General features: G+C 58.4%; 18 protein-coding genes and 1 riboswitch. Of the genes, 12 read left to right on the top strand and 6 right to left on the bottom strand.

The features are described from left to right. The first annotated feature begins 95 nt into the window (after positions 1–95). Positions 96–440, top strand: coding sequence for a helix-turn-helix domain-containing protein (locus FNZ07_RS24595; protein WP_091013769.1), 345 nt, complete (start codon positions 96–98; stop codon positions 438–440). Continuing rightward, positions 427–1,710 (top strand): type II toxin-antitoxin system HipA family toxin, encoded by a 1,284-nt coding sequence (locus FNZ07_RS24590; protein WP_091013766.1) that lies wholly within the window; start codon positions 427–429, stop codon positions 1,708–1,710. The genes FNZ07_RS24595 and FNZ07_RS24590 overlap by 14 nt, the downstream gene beginning before the upstream one ends. A gap of 256 nt (positions 1,711–1,966) precedes the next feature. On the opposite strand, the gene FNZ07_RS24585 is transcribed toward FNZ07_RS24590, so the two are convergent. The 4 genes from FNZ07_RS24585 to FNZ07_RS24570 form a co-directional block, all read right to left on the bottom strand. Then, positions 1,967–2,740 carry an STM3941 family protein gene (locus tag FNZ07_RS24585; protein ID WP_091013763.1) on the bottom strand — a complete coding sequence of 258 codons (774 nt, stop codon included), beginning with the start codon at positions 2,738–2,740 and terminating at the stop codon, positions 1,967–1,969. Positions 2,741–2,935: 195 nt separating this feature from the next. Next, positions 2,936–3,976 carry a LacI family DNA-binding transcriptional regulator gene (locus tag FNZ07_RS24580; protein WP_091013759.1) on the bottom strand — a complete coding sequence of 347 codons (1,041 nt, stop codon included), beginning with the start codon at positions 3,974–3,976 and terminating at the stop codon, positions 2,936–2,938. A 39-nt stretch (positions 3,977–4,015) separates the two neighbouring features. Further along, positions 4,016–4,792 carry a DeoR/GlpR family DNA-binding transcription regulator gene (locus FNZ07_RS24575; protein WP_091013755.1) on the bottom strand — a complete coding sequence of 259 codons (777 nt, stop codon included), beginning with the start codon at positions 4,790–4,792 and terminating at the stop codon, positions 4,016–4,018. A 90-nt stretch (positions 4,793–4,882) separates the two neighbouring features. Further along, a complete protein-coding gene (locus FNZ07_RS24570) occupies positions 4,883–5,386 on the bottom strand; it encodes a MarR family winged helix-turn-helix transcriptional regulator (RefSeq protein WP_091013751.1) in 504 nt (167 codons plus the stop codon). A gap of 267 nt (positions 5,387–5,653) precedes the next feature. On the opposite strand from FNZ07_RS24570, the gene FNZ07_RS24565 reads away from it, so the two are divergent. The 4 genes from FNZ07_RS24565 to FNZ07_RS24550 all read left to right on the top strand — a co-directional run bounded on the left by FNZ07_RS24565 (position 5,654) and on the right by FNZ07_RS24550 (position 9,484). After that, complete coding sequence (locus FNZ07_RS24565; RefSeq protein ID WP_091013748.1) at positions 5,654–6,088, top strand: DoxX family protein; 435 nt, start codon at positions 5,654–5,656, stop codon at positions 6,086–6,088. A 78-nt stretch (positions 6,089–6,166) separates the two neighbouring features. Then, positions 6,167–6,658, top strand: a complete 492-nt coding sequence (locus FNZ07_RS24560; protein ID WP_091013744.1) for a RidA family protein — start codon at positions 6,167–6,169, stop codon at positions 6,656–6,658. Positions 6,659–6,806: 148 nt separating this feature from the next. Next, positions 6,807–7,268 carry a (2Fe-2S)-binding protein gene (locus FNZ07_RS24555; protein WP_091013741.1) on the top strand — a complete coding sequence of 154 codons (462 nt, stop codon included), beginning with the start codon at positions 6,807–6,809 and terminating at the stop codon, positions 7,266–7,268. Further along, positions 7,265–9,484, top strand: coding sequence for a xanthine dehydrogenase family protein molybdopterin-binding subunit (locus tag FNZ07_RS24550; protein WP_170275833.1), 2,220 nt, complete (start codon positions 7,265–7,267; stop codon positions 9,482–9,484). The genes FNZ07_RS24555 and FNZ07_RS24550 overlap by 4 nt, the downstream gene beginning before the upstream one ends. Here the strand turns inward: FNZ07_RS24550 and FNZ07_RS24545 are convergent. Further along, positions 9,478–10,434 carry a LysR family transcriptional regulator gene (locus FNZ07_RS24545; RefSeq protein ID WP_091013736.1) on the bottom strand — a complete coding sequence of 319 codons (957 nt, stop codon included), beginning with the start codon at positions 10,432–10,434 and terminating at the stop codon, positions 9,478–9,480. The two genes, FNZ07_RS24550 and FNZ07_RS24545, sit on opposite strands and share 7 nt — an antisense overlap. Before the next feature lie 250 nt (positions 10,435–10,684). Here FNZ07_RS24545 and FNZ07_RS24540 point away from each other — a divergent pair, with 250 nt between their 5' ends. The 6 genes from FNZ07_RS24540 (at position 10,685) to FNZ07_RS24515 (ending at position 17,643) form a co-directional block, all read left to right on the top strand. Further along, on the top strand, positions 10,685–11,884 hold the full coding sequence (locus FNZ07_RS24540) for an aspartate aminotransferase family protein (RefSeq protein WP_211367934.1): 1,200 nt from the start codon (positions 10,685–10,687) through the stop codon (positions 11,882–11,884). Further along, a complete protein-coding gene (locus FNZ07_RS24535) occupies positions 11,881–13,380 on the top strand; it encodes an APC family permease (RefSeq protein ID WP_091013728.1) in 1,500 nt (499 codons plus the stop codon). Before FNZ07_RS24540 ends, FNZ07_RS24535 begins: the two co-directional genes overlap by 4 nt. A gap of 14 nt (positions 13,381–13,394) precedes the next feature. Then, a complete protein-coding gene (locus FNZ07_RS24530; protein WP_091013725.1) occupies positions 13,395–13,976 on the top strand; it encodes a DUF1349 domain-containing protein in 582 nt (193 codons plus the stop codon). 187 nt (positions 13,977–14,163) lie between these two features. Then, positions 14,164–15,210, top strand: coding sequence for a glycoside hydrolase family 3 N-terminal domain-containing protein (locus FNZ07_RS24525; RefSeq protein ID WP_091013722.1), 1,047 nt, complete (start codon positions 14,164–14,166; stop codon positions 15,208–15,210). A gap of 2 nt (positions 15,211–15,212) precedes the next feature. Next, positions 15,213–16,229 carry a glycoside hydrolase family 3 N-terminal domain-containing protein gene (locus FNZ07_RS24520; protein ID WP_091013718.1) on the top strand — a complete coding sequence of 339 codons (1,017 nt, stop codon included), beginning with the start codon at positions 15,213–15,215 and terminating at the stop codon, positions 16,227–16,229. Positions 16,230–16,452: 223 nt separating this feature from the next. Then, positions 16,453–17,643 (top strand): MFS transporter, encoded by a 1,191-nt coding sequence (locus FNZ07_RS24515; RefSeq protein ID WP_245811522.1) that lies wholly within the window; start codon positions 16,453–16,455, stop codon positions 17,641–17,643. 408 nt (positions 17,644–18,051) lie between these two features. Here the strand turns inward: FNZ07_RS24515 and FNZ07_RS24505 are convergent, their stop codons facing one another. Continuing rightward, positions 18,052–20,052, bottom strand: a complete 2,001-nt coding sequence (locus FNZ07_RS24505; protein WP_091013715.1) for a TonB-dependent receptor domain-containing protein — start codon at positions 20,050–20,052, stop codon at positions 18,052–18,054. Positions 20,053–20,141: 89 nt separating this feature from the next. After that, positions 20,142–20,345, bottom strand: a riboswitch (cobalamin riboswitch). Positions 20,346–20,503: the final 158 nt, after the last annotated feature.

Below are 20,503 nucleotides of genomic sequence, written 5' to 3'. Positions count from 1 at the left end.
GAATTTTTGAACGGATTCAGCCTTTGCTCCTTGACTTCGGTCCATCAAAAAAGAATACTGAAACCGTTCCTATGTGAATTCCGGATGGTTTCGGTATGCCTCGTCCACTTCAATTGAATCAGACCGCCCCGTTCGCTGTGAAGGACGGGGCCCAACGCATCGGCGAGCGGCTGGCGACGGCTCGCAAACGCCGCCGGCTGACCCTGCGCGAGCTGGCCGCCAAGGCGGGCATCAGTTACGACACCGCGCGCGCTGTGGAGTCGGGTAACCTGCAAACCGGCCTCGGGGCCTACCTGGCCATGCTGTGGGCGATGGGTCTGGAATCTGAGATCCAGGCGTTTGCCGACTCTGAGCGCGACGAGGAAGGCAAGCAACTGGAGCTCACGCGCTTGCCGCAGCGGATTCGCCATCGCAAGGAGCAATTCGATGGCGACTTCTGACCAGCGCGCCTACGTTTACCTCCAGCTACCGCAGTCAATGGAGGTCGTGACGGCGGGGTTCTACGAGCTGGACTTCCCGCAAGGGGTGCCTACAGGGTCGTTTGTCTACAACCCGGCTTACCTGCAGCGCGCCGATGCTGTCCCGCTGGATCCGTATGAACTGCCCTTGGCGCCGCGCCGCGTGCAGACGGTGAAACTCAAGGGCATCTTCGGCCCTTTGCGCGATGCGTCACCCGACGCCTGGGGTCGCCGCATCATCGAAAAGCACACCGAACGCACTGATCTCACCGAGGTCGACTACCTGCTGCACTCGCCGGAAGACCGCGCAGGGGCCCTGTCCTTCGGGCGTGACAAGGTACCCCCTGCGCCGATCCGCAAGTTCAATCAGGTCGTCCAGCTGGAGGCCTTGCTCACAGCGGCCGAGCAGTTCATGGAAGACGATGCTGCAGGCAAACCGGATGTGCCGGAGCAGATGTTCGAACTCCTGCAACCCGGCACCTCGATGGGCGGAGCACGGCCGAAGAACGTGGTCGAAGATACCGAGGGCCTATGGCTCGCCAAGTTTCCGGACAGGAGCGACAGGTGGAACAATGCGCGTGTCGAAGGTGCGATGCTCACGCTGGCACAGGAGTGCGGCCTGCGCGTTGCCAGGCACCGCATCGAAAACGTCGCCGGCAAGGCCGTGCTGCTCGTGCAGCGCTTCGACCGCACGCTTACCGCTGATGGGTACTTGCGCCATCGCATGATCAGTGGCCTGACCGCGCTAGGCGCCGAAGACTCGCATGGAGACCGGGCCAGGTGGTCGTACCTGGTGCTCGCCGATGAGCTGCGGCGGCGAAGTGCACGCCCAGCCCAGGATCTTGAAGAGTTGTTCCGGCGTATGGTGTTCAACGCGCTCATCTCCAACACCGACGACCATCCCCGCAACCATGCATTGATCGCGCCGACGGACAAGTGGGAGCTGTCGCCGGCATACGACCTGACGCCCAACCCGCTGACCAGCATCGAGAAGCGCGACCTTGCGATGACCTGCGGGATCTACAACCGCTATGCAAACCGTACCAATCTGCTCTCGCAACATGGGCAGTTCAAACTCTCACTCGAACGCGCGAGAGCGATCGTCGACCAGATTCAGCAGGTTGTGATTGCACGATGGCATGCAATCCTGCGCCAGCAGGGTGTGACTCCTGCGGAGTGCGACAAGCTGAACGGTGCATTCAACTACCCGGGCTTCGAGTTGGACCCTGCGGTGGTGCTGGCGGGTCAGTAGGCGTGTCGGTGGACTTTGGTGGCGCGCTGTGAAGTTATTTAAAACCTGTGCGAGGCAGGCCATAGTCCTGGCTTGCACAGGTTTTCGCTTCTAGCCCGAACGCGTACTCTCACACTTCCTTTCAGCCTCATCTCTCCAGCCTGGGTCGATACGATCATGCTGGACGAACCACTCCTTGAAATCGACATAGCCCCAGGTGCACGGGTCCGCTTGCTTCGAAGTGCTCCTGTCGTGCTTGGCGTGGCGCTCATACGATTCAAGCTGGGGCCAGTCGGCGCCATGCAGTACCAGCGCGACTTTTGCCGCGAGCGTGCCAAGTACGGGGCCATCCGAGGACCACTCCAGCGCCTTGCTGGACCCGAGATCCATCAATCAGATGCGAGTTGATGCGCGCAGGTAGTCCTTGCGCTTCTTGCAGGAGAGGACGCACGTCGTCGCCGCGCGCGGCGAGAGCACGCTCAAGCCACCCCTGGCTCTGTTCGATCAGAGCCTTCGACGTCGCGTTCAGTTCTTTTGTGCGGCGGATAAAGGAATTATCGTCGTCCGGGTTCTTGCCAACTTGCTGCGCTTGAAGAAAAACATTCATCCGCTTCAAGATCTCTTCAACCGTCACCGACAGCGTGGTTTGCGGAATATTCACGATATAACCAGACATGCGGCGATTCAGTTTCAACACACCGCGCGCGACGGGACCGCACCTTGCCAGATACTTGTCAGGATCGCGCAGCGACACACCAAGAAACGTGTGCCGGGAATTGCGAAAATCTTGCTGAACGACTTTGGCATCCACGATATCGGACCATGGAATAAACCCTAACGCTATGGCTGATGCCCGATCGGTGAGTCCGTCGCTATCGACTACGACGGCGGCCTTCTTCCGTATCAGGCGGGATAACGCGAACCATGCGCAAAGGCCGAAAAAAAGGACGCCCGCCACCGCAAAGATTATTGCGCGGGTGCTCATCGCATCTCGCGAAAATACGATCGACGTGAGACACACTATGACGAAGAGACTCGAGGCGAGCAGCATGGCGACGAGGCGGATTCGACTTTGGTAAGCAACCAGAGGTCCCAACAGATTCTCCCGGACGTGTCTTCATCGTTGACGAATATACACTCGGGCCAGAGTTATACCAGAACAAGCGATACCGGGCGGGCGGATAACTTTGGAAGCGGACGTATCTATATGCCGGGCCCGGCTAGATCCGCAATATCGAAGTCGCGATCAACGGAACCGGCTCGCGATATGTTCGGGAATGTTCTCCGGCGTGACGACAACGACCGATGAAGATTGCGACACAGCTGATCCAGGCAGAAGTTTCTGGAAATGCGTGATGTGCTGGCACGCCGAGCGCATGTCCTGACGTAGATCGTGATGAAGAATCGCTTGAAGCTTGCCCTCGCGCAGCAGTTGCACATTGTCCCGATCGAGATCGTGTCCGATGAAGCAAACCGGAGATTGCCGTTGGGCTTCGAGTGCTCGAAGAATAGCGATATTTCCTCCCCCCATGGAGTAGACCGCGGCAACGTGAGTCCCGGTGGCGAGCACATTGAGGACGCGCTTTTCCGTGGGCGTGTCGAGGCCGTGTCCACCACTGGCATCGATCAACGTGAGCTGGGGGTAGCGTGTTCTCAGGGCGCGGCGAAAGCTGATTTCGCGTTCTTCTTCACCCCTGAACCGTTCATCGCTCATGGTGATCAGGATGTGGCTGGCTCTTGGGCCCAACCACTGCGCGACTAGATAAGCGGCGGTGGCGCCGGCGACCCGGTTGTCCAGCCCCGCATAAGCGACGCGCCCGGACAGCGGAATGTCGGTGAAGATCGTGATGACCGGAATGCCGCGCTGTTTCAGGTCGCCGATTGCTTCTGCAATCTCGGGAACATCGCGCGCTTTCAGGAGGACTCCATGGCTTCCCCGACGTCCAATCGACTGAAGTGCATCGACGACTTCAGCCGTTGTCATCGTTTCGCGCATCAGGAAACGCGGACGAATGACAACAGGGTGCATCCCGGGTAGTTCGGCTTCGAGTGCCTCCTTGATCTCGTCGGCAAAGCGCGCCGGAGCTTCGACGACGACGTCGATCATGAGCTTGCGTCCCGCGGTGGCCAGTTGCAACTCCTGCTTTTCGAGCTCCTTGATGGCCTGTTCGACGCGTTTGCGCGTGTGGTCGCGGACATGGATGCGTCCATTGAGCACGCGGTCGACTGTCGCCACCCCGACGCCGGCCTGCAGGGCGATCTCCTTGATAAGAAAGCGGTGCGCCATCTTATGTTTCCCCGGCAATTGCAAACTGCCGCTGCCGCGTCACCGGAACGCGACCAGCACCTGTATTCCGCTGTCGGCGAACGCCTTGACGTGCTTCTTCGGCGCATCCTTTTCGACGATGATCGTTGCGATGGCGTCTACAGAAGCGACGTTGTGCGTAGCCACGCTAATCATCTTCTCCTTGATCACTGCTATCGCGATCGCGCCGCTTCTTGCAAGCACCGCGCGTTTGAATGACGCGTCCTCCAGACTGAAGGCGGTCAAGCCTTCTTGCGGATCGATTGCGCAAGCGCCGAGAAATGCAAGATCGAACGTCAACCTTTGGATCGCCTCGACTGCAAGAACGCCCACGGTACCGCCAATCGCCTTGTCGATCTGACCACCCAGCGCGATCAAGGTCACATTGTCCTTCTCTAGAAGAGCAGACGCGATAACCGGAGAATTGGTGACAACGGTGAGGTTGAGATTCGCTGGAATGGCGCGCGCGATAGACAGGTTGGTGCTGCCGGTATCGAGAAAAATGCACTGGTTGTCAGCGAGCAAAGAGACTGCCGCAACAGCGAGCGCGTCTTTTCGCTCAGGCTCCCGTTCCATTCGATGCTGCAGGTTCCCGCCATTGGGTGGAATCGCGACTGCGCCTCCGTACACCCGCTTGCAAGCGCCTGCTTTTGCGAGGTCGGTCAGATCGCGCCGGATAGTGTGTTCGGATACTTCAAATTCTGCTGCCAGATCGGCGGCAAATACTTTGCCTTTCGACGCGAGCAATGAGCGTATATGACGTTGGCGCTCGTCTGGAAGGGCTTCGTAAGTGAGCATCGTGGATTCCGATGAATGACCCGTAGTGAGCAATAACGAGCATTGTAGGGCAGAAGAACGAGACCATCTAAGACGCGCTAACAAGACCCGTTACAGACTGGAGTCGCTCGACTCCGCGTCGATATCGAAGGCGGCTGGGGATTCTACGTTGTGAAAGAGCCTCGCTAGCAGCTCACGCAACATTTCGGCCTCTGCCGTGCTAAAGCAGTTCAATGCGACGGTCTCATAACGCTGCGCGAGCGGAACGATTTCACTCGTCAGATCGGCGCCTTTCCTTGTCAGCGCGAGTTGCACGGCGCGGCCATCGTCACTGCTCTTCTCTCGGGAAACGAGCCCTTGTTCAATCAGCCTGTCCACGATGCGTGAGAGTGCTGACTGATCGACACACGCCCGCGGGACCAGTTCGGAGAGTCGCTGATGAGGCATATGACCGAGCGACGCACACACGCGCCATTCGCTCAGGCTCAGACCGTATGGCTTGAGCGCTCTCGAGAAAGCGTTGCCCATCCGGCTTCCTGCGCGCGCCACGAGGTACGGTACGGCTCGCTCCAGGTCATGATCGACCTCGATCTGCGAAGGACGCTGCTTTTTCATTTCCTGGCTACCTCCACGAAATACATGCGTATGCAAGTATACGTCAATGTTCTGTGGATCGGATAGCTCCGTGATAGGGCATGCCGCGCGGGAAATTAGCCATATTTCGCATCCGTGTGAGCGGGTATACCCTGGTGCATATATATGAAAGTTCAAGTATAAACTTAGCCTCAGATTGAATGATTTTTCATGTATATGGGTGGTGAAAATAAAAACACCCCATGAATCAGGCGATATTCATACATTTAGGAACGCATAGGAAGCGGCATGGAAACAAATGGATTGAAGGTCAATACATCAGGCTCCGACACCTCCCTGGCTGCTGCACGGGTTCTGCTCGCCATTCTCTTTCTGGTTAGCGGGGTCCTGAAAGTGATCGGGTTCGACGGGATGGTGCGCTATGCAACGATCAAACATCTGCCATTTCCCACGCTCAGCATTCTGGTGGCAATGGCGATCGAAATCGGATGTGGAAGTCTCCTGGCGGTGGGTTACAAGACTCGCTGGGCAGCGCTGGTATTGATCATTTTTACGCTTCCGACGTCATTCATCTTCCATCCGTTCTGGAGCGTTGACGCGAAGCAGTTCGATGATCAGCTCTATAACTTTCTGAAGAACATATCGATCATCGGCGGCCTTCTTTATGTGGTTGTGGTGGGCCCCGGCGCGGTTTCACTCGATGCGAGGCTGAAGAATGGTTGAAGAGGCTGATGCAGGGAAGGAGGTCGTGTAGAGCCGTAGATCGCAGTACACGAATCGTAGCTAAATCGGAGCAAGAAAATGAAAAATCTGTCCATAAGCGTGTGTCTGTCGTTCGTCCTGATGTCAGCCGGACTCACCCAAAGCTTCGCCGCGGACTACGTCAGCGGTCCATTCGAGAAAAGCCGTGCGTACTCGACAGCCGTTGTCACTGATGGTGGTCACATGGTTTTTCTGGCGGGGGAAGGCGGAAACCGGGATGCGAACGGGAAGGACATATCGAACGATCTGGATGCCCAGATCGAACTGATTTTCTCGAACTTCTCGAAGACGCTCAAGAAAGTAGGCGGTACGAACGCCGATATCACGACGATGACTGTCTTCATCAAGGACGAAAAGGATGGAGATACGTTCGTCAGGTTGAGGAAAAAATACTTTCCCGACGGCAACTACCCTGCGAGCTCTCTGATCACGATCAAGGATCTGGCCCAGCCTGGATGGAAGATCGAAGTTGAAGGTGTGGCTGTCGTCGGCGATAAGTGCACGAAGGGCCAGTGCGTGAGTGGTAACTAAGCGGCAACTAAGCGGCAACTAAGCGACAACTAAGCGGCAACTAAGCGACAACCGATCGACACGCGCAGGTCGTCGGTCAAGCAACGCCTGACTTCAGGGAAAAGCCGCGGAAACCCTCGCATTGCACTCACCCATCCGAGAGACAAGCATGCCTCAGACTATCGTTGTAAATGGAGAGCCACATGAGGTCGCGTCGAGTCCTGACACACCGTTGCTCTACGTTTTGCGCAATGAGTTGCACCTAAACGGACCCAAATTCGGCTGCGGGCTTGCTCAATGTGGGGCTTGTACGGTGCATCTCGGCAATGCGGCAGTACGTTCTTGTGTGATTCCGGTGCAGGCGGTTACTCAACCCATCACGACAGTCGAGGGGCTTGCAAGGCGCGATCCACCGCACCCGTTGATTTCCTCATTCGTGAGACACCAGGCTGCACAATGCGGGTACTGCATAAGCGGCATGATAATGACGTCATCGGCTCTGCTCGATAAGACACCTCATGCAACGAGGGATGAGATCGTTGCGGCGCTGGATGGCAACCTTTGTCGATGCGGGACTCATTTCCGCATTCTCGCCGCTGTGGAAGATGCAGCCAAAGAGGGGGCGGTATGACCAGCCGCCGGCAGCTTCTGAAAATGGGCGGTGGTCTCGCCATATCGTTTTCGCTTCCGTTGTTCATGCCACGGTCGATTTCGCCTGCGTATGCGGTTACAGGCAATGAAACGGAAGCGCCAAAATCGCAGGACGCGGGACATATAGGCGCATGGCTCTCGATCGCAAGGAATGGCGCGGTTACGTTGTACGCAGGGAAGGTGGAACTTGGCACCGGCGTGCAGACGGCACTCGCACAACTCGTTGCTGAGGAGCTTGACGTATCGGTTGCGAGCGTGACGGTGGCAATGGGCGACACTTCCATTGCTATCGATCAGGGAGGGACGTTTGGCAGCATGACGATCAAGAACAGCGCACTACCGGTACGCCGCGCGTGCGCGACGGCCCGGATGTTTCTGGTCAAGCAGGCGTCGAACGCGTTGGTGGTGCCGATAAGTCAGTTGAGTACCCGGGACGGATATGTCCGCGTAACCTCAAATCCGCAACGCGCGGTTGCATATGGCGATGTGATCCCGCCAACATGGGCGACGCTGCCGGTCGATAAAGAGGCAACGTTAAAGCGAGCAGCCGCTTTTAATGTAATTGGCAAGCCGGTTCAGCGGATTGATCTGCCGGAGAAGGTGGCCGGTACTCACGCGTACCTTCAGAATCTACGGCTACCGGGCATGGTGCACGCTCGCGTGATTCATCCGCCGCTCAGTGGCGCAACGTTGATCGACGTGGATCGGAAGAGCGTGACTGATCTGCCGGGATTCATCGCTGTTTTCGTCAAGCATAATTTTGTTGCGGTCGTCTGCGAGCAGGAGTTCCAGGCGGTCTCCGCGTCACGGATGCTCGTAGTCAAATGGAAGTTGCCGCAAGACTCGATCGAGAGCTCTGCGATATATGACACGATGCGTGCGGAGCAGGGTGAGACTGAGGAATTGCGTCAAGCTGGCGATGCCCGCCACGCTTTTGACAAGGCGTCGAGGCGCCTGAGCGTCACCTATCGGACACCGTATCAAACTCACGGGTCGATCGGACCTTCCTGTGGGGTCGCAGATGTCAAGAATGACTCTGCGGTTGTATGGTCCGCGACCCAAAGTTCGTTTGGGACACGCGATGCCATCGCTGCTCTGATCAATCTGCCAGCAAGCCAAGTGCGTCTTATCTGGGTAGAAGGTTCCGGATGCTACGGTCATAACGGCGCGGACGACGCATCGGCTGAAGCCGCGGTTCTTTCGCAGGCCTTTAAACGCCCCGTCCGCGTGCAATGGATGAGGCATGACGAACACGGTTGGGATCCCAAAGGTCCCGCAATGGAAATTCAGGTTAAAGGCAGTATCGACGCAACAGGAAGGGTTGATAGCTGGGCATACCTGGTGTCCACTCCGACGCACATCTCGCGGCCGTTTGGTAATGCGGGAAACCTGTTGCCGGGCAGAATGCTGGGGTTGTCACCCAAGCCGATTCGCTACGGCGGAGACGATTGTGCAAGAACGCTTTACCACTTTCCTGACGAAAGAGTCGCGGTACGCTGGCTACCCGATGGCGCCCTGCGTCCTTCCGCGATGCGTGGTCTTGGAGCAGTGGCAAATGCATTCGCGAATGAGTCGTTTCTCGATGAGTTAGCCAGTCTTTCTTCGCGCGATCCAGTCGAGTTACGCCTCGCGCATCTGAGCGACACGCGTGCGATCGCGGTTCTTCGAGAGGTGAGGGCGATATCGAATTGGGCTACGCGTCGTGTCAATGCGAACAAGCGTGGTGCCACGGTTCGCGAGGGTGTTGGGGTTGCGCTCGCACAACTTGAGCCCGGTGGAGCTTATGTCGCGATGGTGTGCCAGGCTTCGGTGGACACTCACAGTGGCGAGATTCGTGTCACGCGTGTGTTTGTCGCACACGACTGCGGTTTGATTGTGAATCCTGACGGGCTACGCAACCAGATACAAGGGGGCGTGATTCAGGCGCTTAGCCGTTCGCTCAAGGAAGAAGTGCACTTTGACAGCAAAGCAATGCTGTCGCTGGACTGGACGAGTTACCCCATCCTGCGTTTTAGCGAATTACCGTCGGAGATCACGATTTCGTTGTTGAACCGTCCTGATCAGCCGCCGGTCGGTGCAGGTGAGCCGGTCGCGTTGACCGTCGCACCTGCAATCAGTAATGCAGTATTCCATGCGACCGGTGTTCGACTTCGAAAAACACCCTTTACCTCCGCAGAGTTCAAGGCGAACTACTGAATTGAAGGGTTAGCTCGCTGGGACGCTCGATGACCAGCCGGTGAGACGGCTTCGCGCGCACGGTGCGCTTCAGCGACATTCACCGCAATATCAGCAAAATTGCGCGCCGCCTTCGTGGCCGTCTGAGGCAGGGCGACCGCTATCCGACAGGGCGGCATATCACGAATGGGAGGGAAAACGACGCCTGGCCTCGAATAGAAGAGGGCTGTCGACAATGCAGTGATGCTGATGCCGCGTCCTGATGCGACCGCCTGAAGTTCGCTCTCCACCGTTGCGGCTTCGTGAACGACTTTGGCTCCTCGTCCGCCACGGTAGTCGTCAGCAATCCAGTAATTGCGCCAGATACCCTGGCTGGGCGCCGCGACGATGGGCTCGTCCAGAAGGTCATAAATGCTCAGGTTAGCGGCCTTGGCCAGACGATGAGCCTGAGGCAGGCATGCCACGCACGTTTCTTCGAGCAGGATCTCAAGTTCAACACCCTCGGTGCTAACCGGTGGCCTGAGTATCGCGACATCCATACCCTCATTGATGCCTGCCTCCGGCTTTGAGAAGTCGAACTCTTTGACCAGCACGCGGACCTCTGGATATTTTTCACCAAAGGCACGCAATACCTCGGGCATCAAGTCAACACCTGTACCTGTCAGGAACCCCACATTGAGTACGCCTCGTATTCCCCGAACATGATCGTCCGCGTTCTCGATGAATTTTTGGGCGTAGTCCAGAATCTTTTTCGCGTCTTTGACCAGTTCTTCACCCGCTTCCGTTAGGGCAACGCTGCGGGTGTTGCGATTGAAAAGGGAGACGCCGAGGGTTCCTTCCAGTTGCCGGATGGTCTGCGAAAGTGTCGGCTGCGACACGTGCAATAGATGCGCGGCCCGAAGGAAGTTGAGTTCGGAGGCGACCGTCACGAAGGCACGCAATTGCCGCAGATCGAATCCAAAGTTATGCATCGAAGACTCCATTGCAGCAGTGCCGCGTAGGTACCGTGCCGTCATTTATTGGTATTTCCAATATATACATCTTTTTTTCGTCATTCTAGCCAGCGTTTACACCTCCTAGCATTCGATCGAAGGCGCAGTTCTGGCGCCCCGCGAAACAGGAGATAGAGACATGAGTGGGAAAGACGCATTCACAACGGAAGAAGTTGCTGGCCTGAAGTCCTCGGACAAAATCACGCTCGTACGCGCACGGGGATCTCTCGTGTGGGACGACACGGGCAAGGAGTACATCGATTGCACGGCGCAGGCGTGGTCCAACAACCTCGGTGCAAATGACCCACGGGTGGTCGAGGCGGCAATCGCTCAAACCCGCGAGATGATGCACATCCGGCCGAACTTCGACTCGCTGCCGCGTCGCGCGCTGGTCAAGAAGCTGCGGGAAATCGCTCCTGGGAACCTGAACCAGATCGGCTTTGCGTTGCATGGCAGCCTCGCTGGCGAAATGGCGATGAAGCTGGCCGTCAAGAATCGTCCCGGTGCGCAGAACCTGATCGTCCTGCAGGACGGATACCACGGTCGCTCACTGGCGACGCTGGGCGCCAGCTGGCCGCATCCGAACAATCCGTTCCTGCCGATCCAGCCGAGATTTACACGTGTTCCGCATCCCTATCCGTATCGCAGTCGCCTCGGGATGGACCCCGAGATGGAGTCGCAGTTGTGCCTCGGGCTCCTCGAGGACGCCATCGTCAAAGGGGTCGACGGTCCTGTCGCCGCGGTGATGATGGAGCCGATACAGGGAAATGGCGGTCACATAGAGTTTCCGCGTTCGTATTACAAGGGGGTACGTGAAATCTGCGATCGCCATGGCATCCTGTTCATTCTGGACGAGGTTCAGACAGGCTTCGGCCGCATGGGCACGATGTGGGCCTCGGAGTACTACGATGTTTTGCCCGACATCATTGTGTTCGGCAAAGGCGTCGGCGGTGGTTTCCCGCTCGCGGGTATTCTCGCCGACGACCGTCTCACGTGGTTCGATGAAGGAGAAGATGCACTCACTTTTGGTCACTTCCCCGTATCGCTCGCGGCAGGCGTAGCCACGATTGAAGCCATTCAGGCAGACAACCTTTGCGCGAAAGCAAAGGAATCGGGCGAATATGCAACCCAGCGACTGCTTGAGATGCAGAAGCGCCACAAGCTGATTGGCGAGGTCCGCTGCCCGGGTCTAATGGTGTCGTTCGAGCTTGTCACCGATCGGGAAAAGAAGACGCCCGCACGTCACGAATCGCAGGAGGTGTATCGGCTCGGCGTTGAGCGTGGTGTGCTGTTCGGCGAAAGTCGCTACGCGGGCCTGGGCAATCTCATCAAGATCAAGCCGCCGCTGGACATCGAGCGTCCTTTGCTTGCGCGCGCCCTTGATGTCCTCGACGAGGTACTGGGAATTATCGAGGAGAACGTCAAATGAGTGTCCCCTCCACAGCCTACGATGCACGCGCCCCGGAAGTGAGCGATGAGCAGCAGGTAGCCTCCGACGATGCGGATCTAGCCACGCTTGGCTATCAGCAGAAGCTGCATCGCACGATGGGATCCTTCACGTCCTTCGCCCTTGCGTTCTCGATGGTTTCGATCAACACAGGGGTGGTCACCCTTTTTTCGGATCCATTCACCCGGGTGGGTGGCGTGGGCATTCTGCTGTGGCTTGTCGTCATCCCGCTGGTGTTCTGCATTGTGATGGTCTATTCGCACCTCGCGGGACGGATTCCACTGACGGGCTATGCCTACCAGTGGTCGAGCCGGCTGGCTGGGAATCACTTCGGCTGGTTCACCGGGTGGGTGGCGTTCATCTCTTTTGCTGCCGGTACGGCTGCGACGTCGGCGGCCATCGGAAGTGTGTTTGCGCCTGAGATATGGCCCAACCCGACACAGTTGCAGATTCAGTTGTTGAGTATCGGCGCAACGGTTGTCGTCGGTGTCCTGAATGTGTTCGGCATCAGGATCGCAACACGAATGAACGACCTGGGGGCATGTATCGAGCTCATCGGCACGGTCGTACTGACGCTCGCGTTGATCGGAGGAGTCTTCTTCTTTTTTCCTCACACGCAAGGATTGGGAATTCTGGTCGACACTAATCCTGTCAGCAAGCAGCCAATTCATTTCGTTACGATCGCACTTGCAACGCTTCTGCCGGTTTCCGTGCTTTTGGGATGGGAAGGTGCCGCAGACCTTGCCGAAGAAACCCGGGATCCTCGCAAGACCGCGCCTCGGGCAATGATCAGGGCGGTCGTGGTATCGAGTGTCCTCGGCATCGTCGTGTTCGCTTTGCTGGGAATGGCAATTCCGGGGTCGGTAGAGCAGCTTCTGGCTCATTCGGAGAACCCGGTCATTCATCTCGTCCGGTTGCAACTCGGGCGCGTCGCGGGCAGTGTGATGGTTGTCGTAGCGTTCGCGTCGATTCTCGCCTGTCTGATTGCGAACATGGCGGTGGCGACGCGTATGACGTTTGCGTTGTCACGGGACAAGATGCTACCTGGCTCGGGGTTTCTGTCGTCCGTCAATCCGAGGTTCGGTACGCCCGTAGGCGCAATTGTCCTGATCACGGTCATTGCGGTAGTGCTGAATCTCGCGAGCGGTGGATTCGTCACGGCGATTTACTCGATGGTGGGTTTGACGTACTACCTGACTTACTTTCTGACCTTGATCGCCGCTTATCTGGCACATCGCCGCGGCGATATGCCGAGCGCGCCGCAAGGGGTGTTCGATCTTGGCCGCTGGCTTGTGCCCATGATCGTGACCGGTGGGGCATGGACCCTGGTCGTCATCGTCACGCTGACGTTACCCGATGAGAATCATGACGCGGCCCTCACCACACTTGCGGCACTCGCAATGGGCGCCATCTGGTGGCTGGCTTCGCTGAGGGGCAGGTTGAACCGTGGTGTTGCAGGGCCCCGGCAACACCGATGAAAACGAGGTGATAGATGGCAAGTTTGCATGAGCTGAGTTGGTTTAACGCGCCGCAGGCATCTGAGATTCGCTCCGGCGCCTTGTGGGTCAAAACCGCTGATCACACCGATTTCTGGCGCGGGACTTTCTATGACTTCTGGCGCGATACGGGTCATTTTGGATACGTCACCGTGACAGGAGATTTTTCCGCAGAGGTCACGGTCGATGCTCGCTACGAAGTCCTGTACGACCAGGCCGGTTTGATGATGCGTCAAAGCGAGGCGCACTGGATCAAAGCCGGGACAGAATTCTCTGACGGTCAACTCTGCATGTCTGTCGTCGTTACCAATAACTATTCCGACTGGTCGATGCAGCCTCTGGCGAGCTCGGCCAACGCGTTGCGATTGCGCTTGACGAGGCACGGTTCAGCCGTACGGATTCAATATCTACGCGAATCGGACAAGCGGTGGCAACTCGTGAGACTGGCGTATTTTCCGCCTACCGAAAACATCGACGTAGGCGTGATGTGCTGCTCTCCGGAGCGCGCTGGCTTTGAAGTGACATTTCGCGATTTTCAGGTGGGGCCAGCAATCGACCGGAGCCTCCACGACGAATAGACCGTCAGGCGATGTTGTTCATCGAATCCGGATCGAGCATAATCGAGCGTCGCTTTGTGTGTGTTCGTCCTTGACGGGTCCATAAATCGATCTATACTGCGCTATAAATTGCTATAGCAAGCAGTGATCGATACGCGCCACAGCGCGCTTTTTTGTGGCGCACCTTTACCCGACTGGAGATATTTCCTTGAACGATCTTATTCAGGACGCTCACGCGGTCCTGCTCCCGGCCTTTGGCGGTCTTGAACTCGACGACGTGGTTCTGCGTTACCTCGATAACGGTGGCGTCTCCATCCTTCTCGGTGAAAGCCGCGAGGAGTATGTCGCGCGCGCCATGAGCGACGAACGGCGTGCGCATGAGACAGCCGCCCACTTCGAACGTGTCGTTGAACTCGCGCGACGTCATGCCGGACGCGGCGTCATCGTCGCCATCGATCAGGAACTCGGCGGCATTCAGCGTCTGCATCGGCTGGCACCGGCTCTACCGGACTTCGAAACGGCGCGTAGCCTTTCCGCCGACGAAATCACTCAGCAGTCGGCCGCGGTAGCGACAGCTGCCCGGGGGCTGGGTGTCAATCTGTTCCTGGCGCCGATAATCGACGTGGTCACCGGTATCAACCCATGGCTCGAGCGCCGAAACCTTGGCGCCGATGCAACTGAAGTGAGTCGTATCGCATGCGCGTTTGTGCGCGGTGTGCAGGCGGCCGGTGTCGCTGCTTCAGCGAAGCACTTCCCTGGGCATCCTGTGACGGAACTCGATCCGGCATTGCATGAGGCGGTGGTCAAGGCCACGCTTGATGAGCTGCAACCCACGATCGGCGTGTTCAGAGATGTGATCGATGCAGGTGTGAGTGCGGTGATGGCAGGTCCGGCGCTAGTGCCAGCTATCGATGCCGACAAACCCTCCAGTACCTCGCATGACACGCTGTCGTTTCTGCGGGGAGAGCTTGCTTTCCAAGGCCTGATCGTCTCAGACGACATTGACGCACCCGGCATCCTGCGCGGCCGGACAATCGCGGCGACGGCAGTCGCGTCGCTGGTTGCGGGCGCCGACCTGTTGCTTGTCTCCAGTCAATCGGGTCTTGATGTCATCGTCGGGACTATCGTCGAAGCCGTAAAGAGTGGGGCACTTGCACAGGAACGGCTTGCTGAAGCGGCTCACCGGGTGCGCTCGCTGGCGCGAAATCTGGAGACGGGGCGCGCCGTCGGGACGCTTACCTCAAGGAGCACGTAACCGTGACCAGCGAAGTATCTCGCCTCGCGCATGCCGTGCTGTTTCCGGTGCTTGAAACGCTGGACATTGACGACCGTATCGCTCGCTTCCTGGACAATGGTGGCAGGAGCCTCCTGTTCGGGGAGACGGGGGAGGAATATGTCACGGGCCGAATGAGCGAACAGAGGCTCAAGCGGGAAACGCTCGATGCCTGGCAGGATGCGATCAGAACGGTGACGACGCGTGCAGGCCAACTGATATTGGCAGCCGACGCCGATATCGCTGCCGTCCATCGGTTGCAGGGGGTATGCGCACCACTGCCATCGCGTGAAGCCGCGCAGCGGATGTCCGGGTCCGAGCTGGAACAGATCGTTTTTGAGGCCGCATGCGGAGTGGTCGACGCCGGCATCAATCTCGTCCTGTCTCCAACCGCTGACGTTTTGACAGGAAGCAACCTGTGGCTTGAGGGCCGTACGCTGGCCGACGATCCCGAGACCGCATCGCGAATGGTGCGTTCATATGTTCGCGGCGCTCGTCGTGCAGGCTTGAAGACGACTCTGAAGCATTTCCCCGGGCATCCCGTACTGGAAGGCCATCCGGGCACACCGGAAGCAACGGTACCTTCCTCGCTGGATGAACTGCGGGCTCAATGGGGTGCGTTCCGGGTTGGAATCGAAGAGGGCGTGAGCGCAGTGATGATGGGGCCGGCGCGCTTTGAGGCAATCCAGCCTGTGACAGCGGGGTCATTGTCGGCTGCATTGATCGCGCTCTTGCGGGAGGAACTGGAGTTTGGTGGGCTGGTTATGACCTGTGACATCGACCACAAGGCGACTATCGGGAACCGGTCCCTCGGCGATACCACGGTCGATGCACTTGTAGCTGGCGCAGATCTAGTCTTGTTGTCACCCAAGGCCGTGCCGCACATCGATGAAATCGCGGTATCCATCGAGAAGGCCGTGCAGAACGGCAAGCTTGATGCGACACGTCTTGATGCGGCCGCCGCGGCTGTTCACAGGCTGGCTGATTACCACGCCGTTTGACTGGAAGAGCGGGGAACTCTGCGGCGCAGGTTCCCTGGTTGCCCGGTTTGCCGCCGAGCCAGTGCCTAAGAGTGGATTTGCCGCCTTGGATTGCAACCGCCGATGGATATTCTTGTTCACTACTTTGTCCGCTGTTTCGTCATCGTGGCGGTTGCCTGGTTCGGACTTGAAAGAAAGCGTTTCCCAGATCCTCCGGTCATGCACTCTGCTCCATGCGAGAGCGATGCCGCTACACACAACTCACAACATCCGTCAGTTCATGCCGTCTGATCTAACGTTACACAAATCATCCTTTGGTAGTCGCCAGGCTGCGACGCGCGCTATCTTTCTTGTGGCCGGTTATGGGAGAGCCTCCTGGGCGCCGCTCGTTCCATTCGTTAAGGCCAGAGTTGGACTTGACGATGGCCAGCTCGGACTTCTGCTGCTTTGCCTGGGTGCCGGCTCGATGGTGGCGATGCCGTTCGCGGGAGGATTGACCTCCAGGTTCGGTTGCAGGACGGTGATAACGATAGCCACCGTGCTCCTTTGCGCTACGCTTCCTGCTCTCGCGTTCGTGCATGACGTGCTATCTGCAATTTTCGCTCTGACGTTCTTCGGTATGGCTGCGGGAGTGGTTGACGTGGCGATGAATATCCAGGCGATCGAAGTCGAGCGAAATTGCGGACGTTCAATCATGTCGGGTTTTCACGCGTTTTATAGTATCGGCGGTATCGTCGGCGCTGCGGGGGGCAGCCTGCTCCTCACCGTGGGTTTATCGCACGGAGGATCGACAGCTTTCGCGGCCGCGCTTATGGTGGTTGCCCTGTTCTACGCGTACCCCGCCTTGATTGCAGAGCCGCAAGCCGGCCAGGCAAGCGTCTTTGCTATCCCTCACGGAATCGTGCTGATTCTGAGCGTCTTCACTTTCATCGTTTTTCTGACCGAGAGCGCGGTGCTCGACTGGAGCGGTGTGTTCCTCACGTCAGAAAGAGGGATGTCTCATGCTTATGCGGGGTATGGGTACGCCGCATTTGCGGTACTGATGACCATGGGGCGTCTTACCGGTGATCGCGTCGTCAATCGCCTTGGAAAAACGCGTGTCGTCGTTGCCGGCAGCTTATGTGCGGCTACGGGGTTCCTCGTTGTCTCGTTCACGACGTCCTGGGTCGTGGATCTATTCGGCTACGCACTTGTGGGAGCCGGTTGCTCCAACATCGCGCCGGTTCTTTTTTCATCGGTCGGAAAGCAGAAGATCATGCCAACAAGTACCGCCGTCGCTGCGATGACGACGATCGGGTACTGCGGAGTCTTTGTGGGTCCCGTGCTAATAGGAGCCCTTGCACACTACACTTCACTTGCCTCTGCACTTCTCGGGCTGGTTGTCCTGCTGACCATCATCGCCGCAAGTGCACGAGCAGTGCTTCGAGATGCGTAGCCGCTGAACCGGTTCGTTATTGCTAAACCTGTCCAACGTCGGCCGCGTTCTGTCGAGCGGCGGTGTCGCTCACAATCGGCACAACTTCCAGTGCAGATGCGCTCCTTCTTTCAATCTCGACCCGCGGCTCGGCTGGTTTGCGGGGCGGCAATATCCGCCTCAGGGACAGGAGACGTTTGGCGCATTCAGTGATGCCAGCCCGGACCGATGGGGACGTCAGTTGATGCGCCGGAGGCTGGAGCGGGCTCAACGCGCCGGTCGAGTCGACCCCAAAGCGCGGCTCTATGAATCGGATTACCTACTGGGCGTGCACGATAGTTATCGTGCAGGCGGAGGCTGCTTTTCGTCTCGCCGCAAACGCGTAAGTACCGACCGGAATACCACCACGGCCGGCCTCACTTCCCCCACCTAAAACGTATAAGCAACCTTCCCAAACGCCGTCCGCCCCAGCGTGTTATATCCATACGCCGTCACATACTGCCGGTTGAACAGATTCGACAGATTCGCCGACACCGTGAGATGCGAGTTGACCCGATATGAAGCGCGCAAATCGACCCGCGTATAAGACGGCAGATAAGTCGCATTGAACTGATCGTCAAACGTCGTCCCGCCATACAGCACAGAGACGCCCGTGCTGAGTGCATGCAGGTGGAACTCATCCCAGGTGTGATCGACGCTCAGGTTGACCGTTTGACGCGGGCGACGATTGAGCCAGCTGCGGTCGGTGATGTCCTGCGGATTCAGGATGCCGACAGCAAGACTGACGGGTGTGGACTTGCCGAGCGTGCCTTTGTATGAGAGGTCGATGCCCTGAATACGCGCTTCGCCGATGTTATCGGGCGCGAAGGTCGCCGAGTTATACGCAATCAGGTTATGCACACGGGTGTTGTAAATCGCCACCGAGAAATTGCCGAACGAAGTGGCCGCGTCGAGCGCCGCTTCGACTGAATCGCTGCGCTCGGGCCGGAGATTCGGGTTGCCGAATTGCGGGTAGTACAGATCGTTGAACGTCGGCAGACGGAACGCGTTGCCGTATGACAGTCGCGCCGTGTACACCGGCGTGATCGCATACGACACGGCGACATTGCCGGTGTTGACCGACTGGCCTTCGACGATCTCATGGCGTCCCGCGAGGAACACGGTGAGCGCGCCGAGCGTCGCGGACTGGTGGAGCGACACCGCGGAGTCATTGCGCGTCGGCACGCCGGTTGGGATATCGACGGGCAGGAAGGCCTGTTCGCGCGAGAAGTCGTAGGCAAGCTTCGTCTCACCCGACAGCGGCAGGCCGAATAACCGGAAGCCCTTTTCCTGATGCGTGAGCGACGTCGATGTGCTGAGGCGCGTCGAGTCGATCTTGTCGCTCGAAATACCCGGGCTGTTGGTGTAGTAAAACTGGCGGTCGTTCGCGTAACCGACGGACTGGTCGAACTGCGTGTCCGGTGCGATGTCCCAGTGGAATGCGACGCCCGTCGTCAACTGGTGATCGAGTTGCCGGTTGTCGCCGCCCGCATTGTCGTACGAGAGGTCCGACCGGTGATAAAGCGCGAACGTGGAAATCGACCAGTCGCCGTGCGCATAGCCGAGCCGGCCGTCGATATCCTGCGCGTGGTACGGATTGCGGCCTGCTTCGTGACCGTATGCGTAAGGCTGGGTCGTATCGATCCCGGCCGTGTTGTAGTCGTGCAGTCCCAACGAATAAGTGAGCCCGGCAAGCGCAGCAAGCGGGCCTGTCGAAGGGACACTGCCAGACGTACGAATCTGCGTATCGAACGTCTTGTTCGAGCCACCACCGGTGGAAATCATCGTCTGGTTGGGCTGATTCGCCGAGTGGCGTGTGAACAACTGCACGACACCGCCCACCGCGTTGGCGCCGAACGAGGCGGCCGCGGGGCCTGAAATCACTTCGACGCGCTCAAAGGCTGAAGCCGGCAGATCGGCCCATTCCGCTGTGCCCGTGGTCGCGGAGCCCACGCGGATACCGTCGATAAACACGGCAACCTGCGCACCCGACGAACCGCGAATGCTGACAGACGCCGTCGCGCCCGGCCCGCCGTTCTGCGCAACGGTAACACCGGGAAGCGTAGCGAGCGCCTGCGTGATGCTGGGATCGGCGGGCGAGAGCCGGTCGAGATCCTGACGCGTCAGAACGTGTGTCGTCGCGTACCGCTGATCGAACGATTGCGGTAGATGCTGCGTATCGCCGGTGACGACGATGTTCGGCAGCGTGGTCGTGGTGTCGGAGGAAGACTGCGGCGCCGTTGGCGGTGTCGAATCGTCAGCCGCCTGTGCGATCGATGCACCGAACGAAAGGGCGAGGGCGGCGGAAATTCCCGCGATTCCTGCAACTCCCGCAACGCGACGCAAGAAAGCTTTCTGAAAGAAAGAGGTTTTTCTAATAATGCTAGCCATGTGACAGATCCAGAGGTCGGAGCCGTCCTTGCAACACGCAACCGCATCATGCGGTGCTCGCGCTTCGGGACACCCCGCCCGGCGCGGCTGCAGGACCTCGGTTGATGGCAGGTCTCCTGGCTCACGGGTCGCCGCCCGGTGCCGACCTTCCCGGTTTCCCAGTGGTCACGATTGGCACGGACTCGCCGCTTACAGTTGCGGGGGCAGCCGCAGACTCGAAGCGTCGATCCATCGACGCGACTACTGCGTTCCCTTTTATCCCCATCACGGGAACCATCGAGGCGAGAGCGTAACGATTCCCGCGCGGCGCAGTCAATCTTTTCGGGCAAACGCGGGGCTTTTACGACGCGCTTTTGCAACGGCCCCGTCTGCGCCGCAATCTCCGCGGCGCGCCTACCCCCATAACGCTCCCCTGTTCGGGGATAGTCCGTCCCCCTGATCAAATCGATGA

The organism is Paraburkholderia megapolitana, assembly GCF_007556815.1.
GTDB lineage: Bacteria > Pseudomonadota > Gammaproteobacteria > Burkholderiales > Burkholderiaceae > Paraburkholderia > Paraburkholderia megapolitana.
The sequence above is the reverse complement of the archived record's forward strand: the minus strand, read 5'-3'. Positions and strand labels throughout refer to the sequence as shown.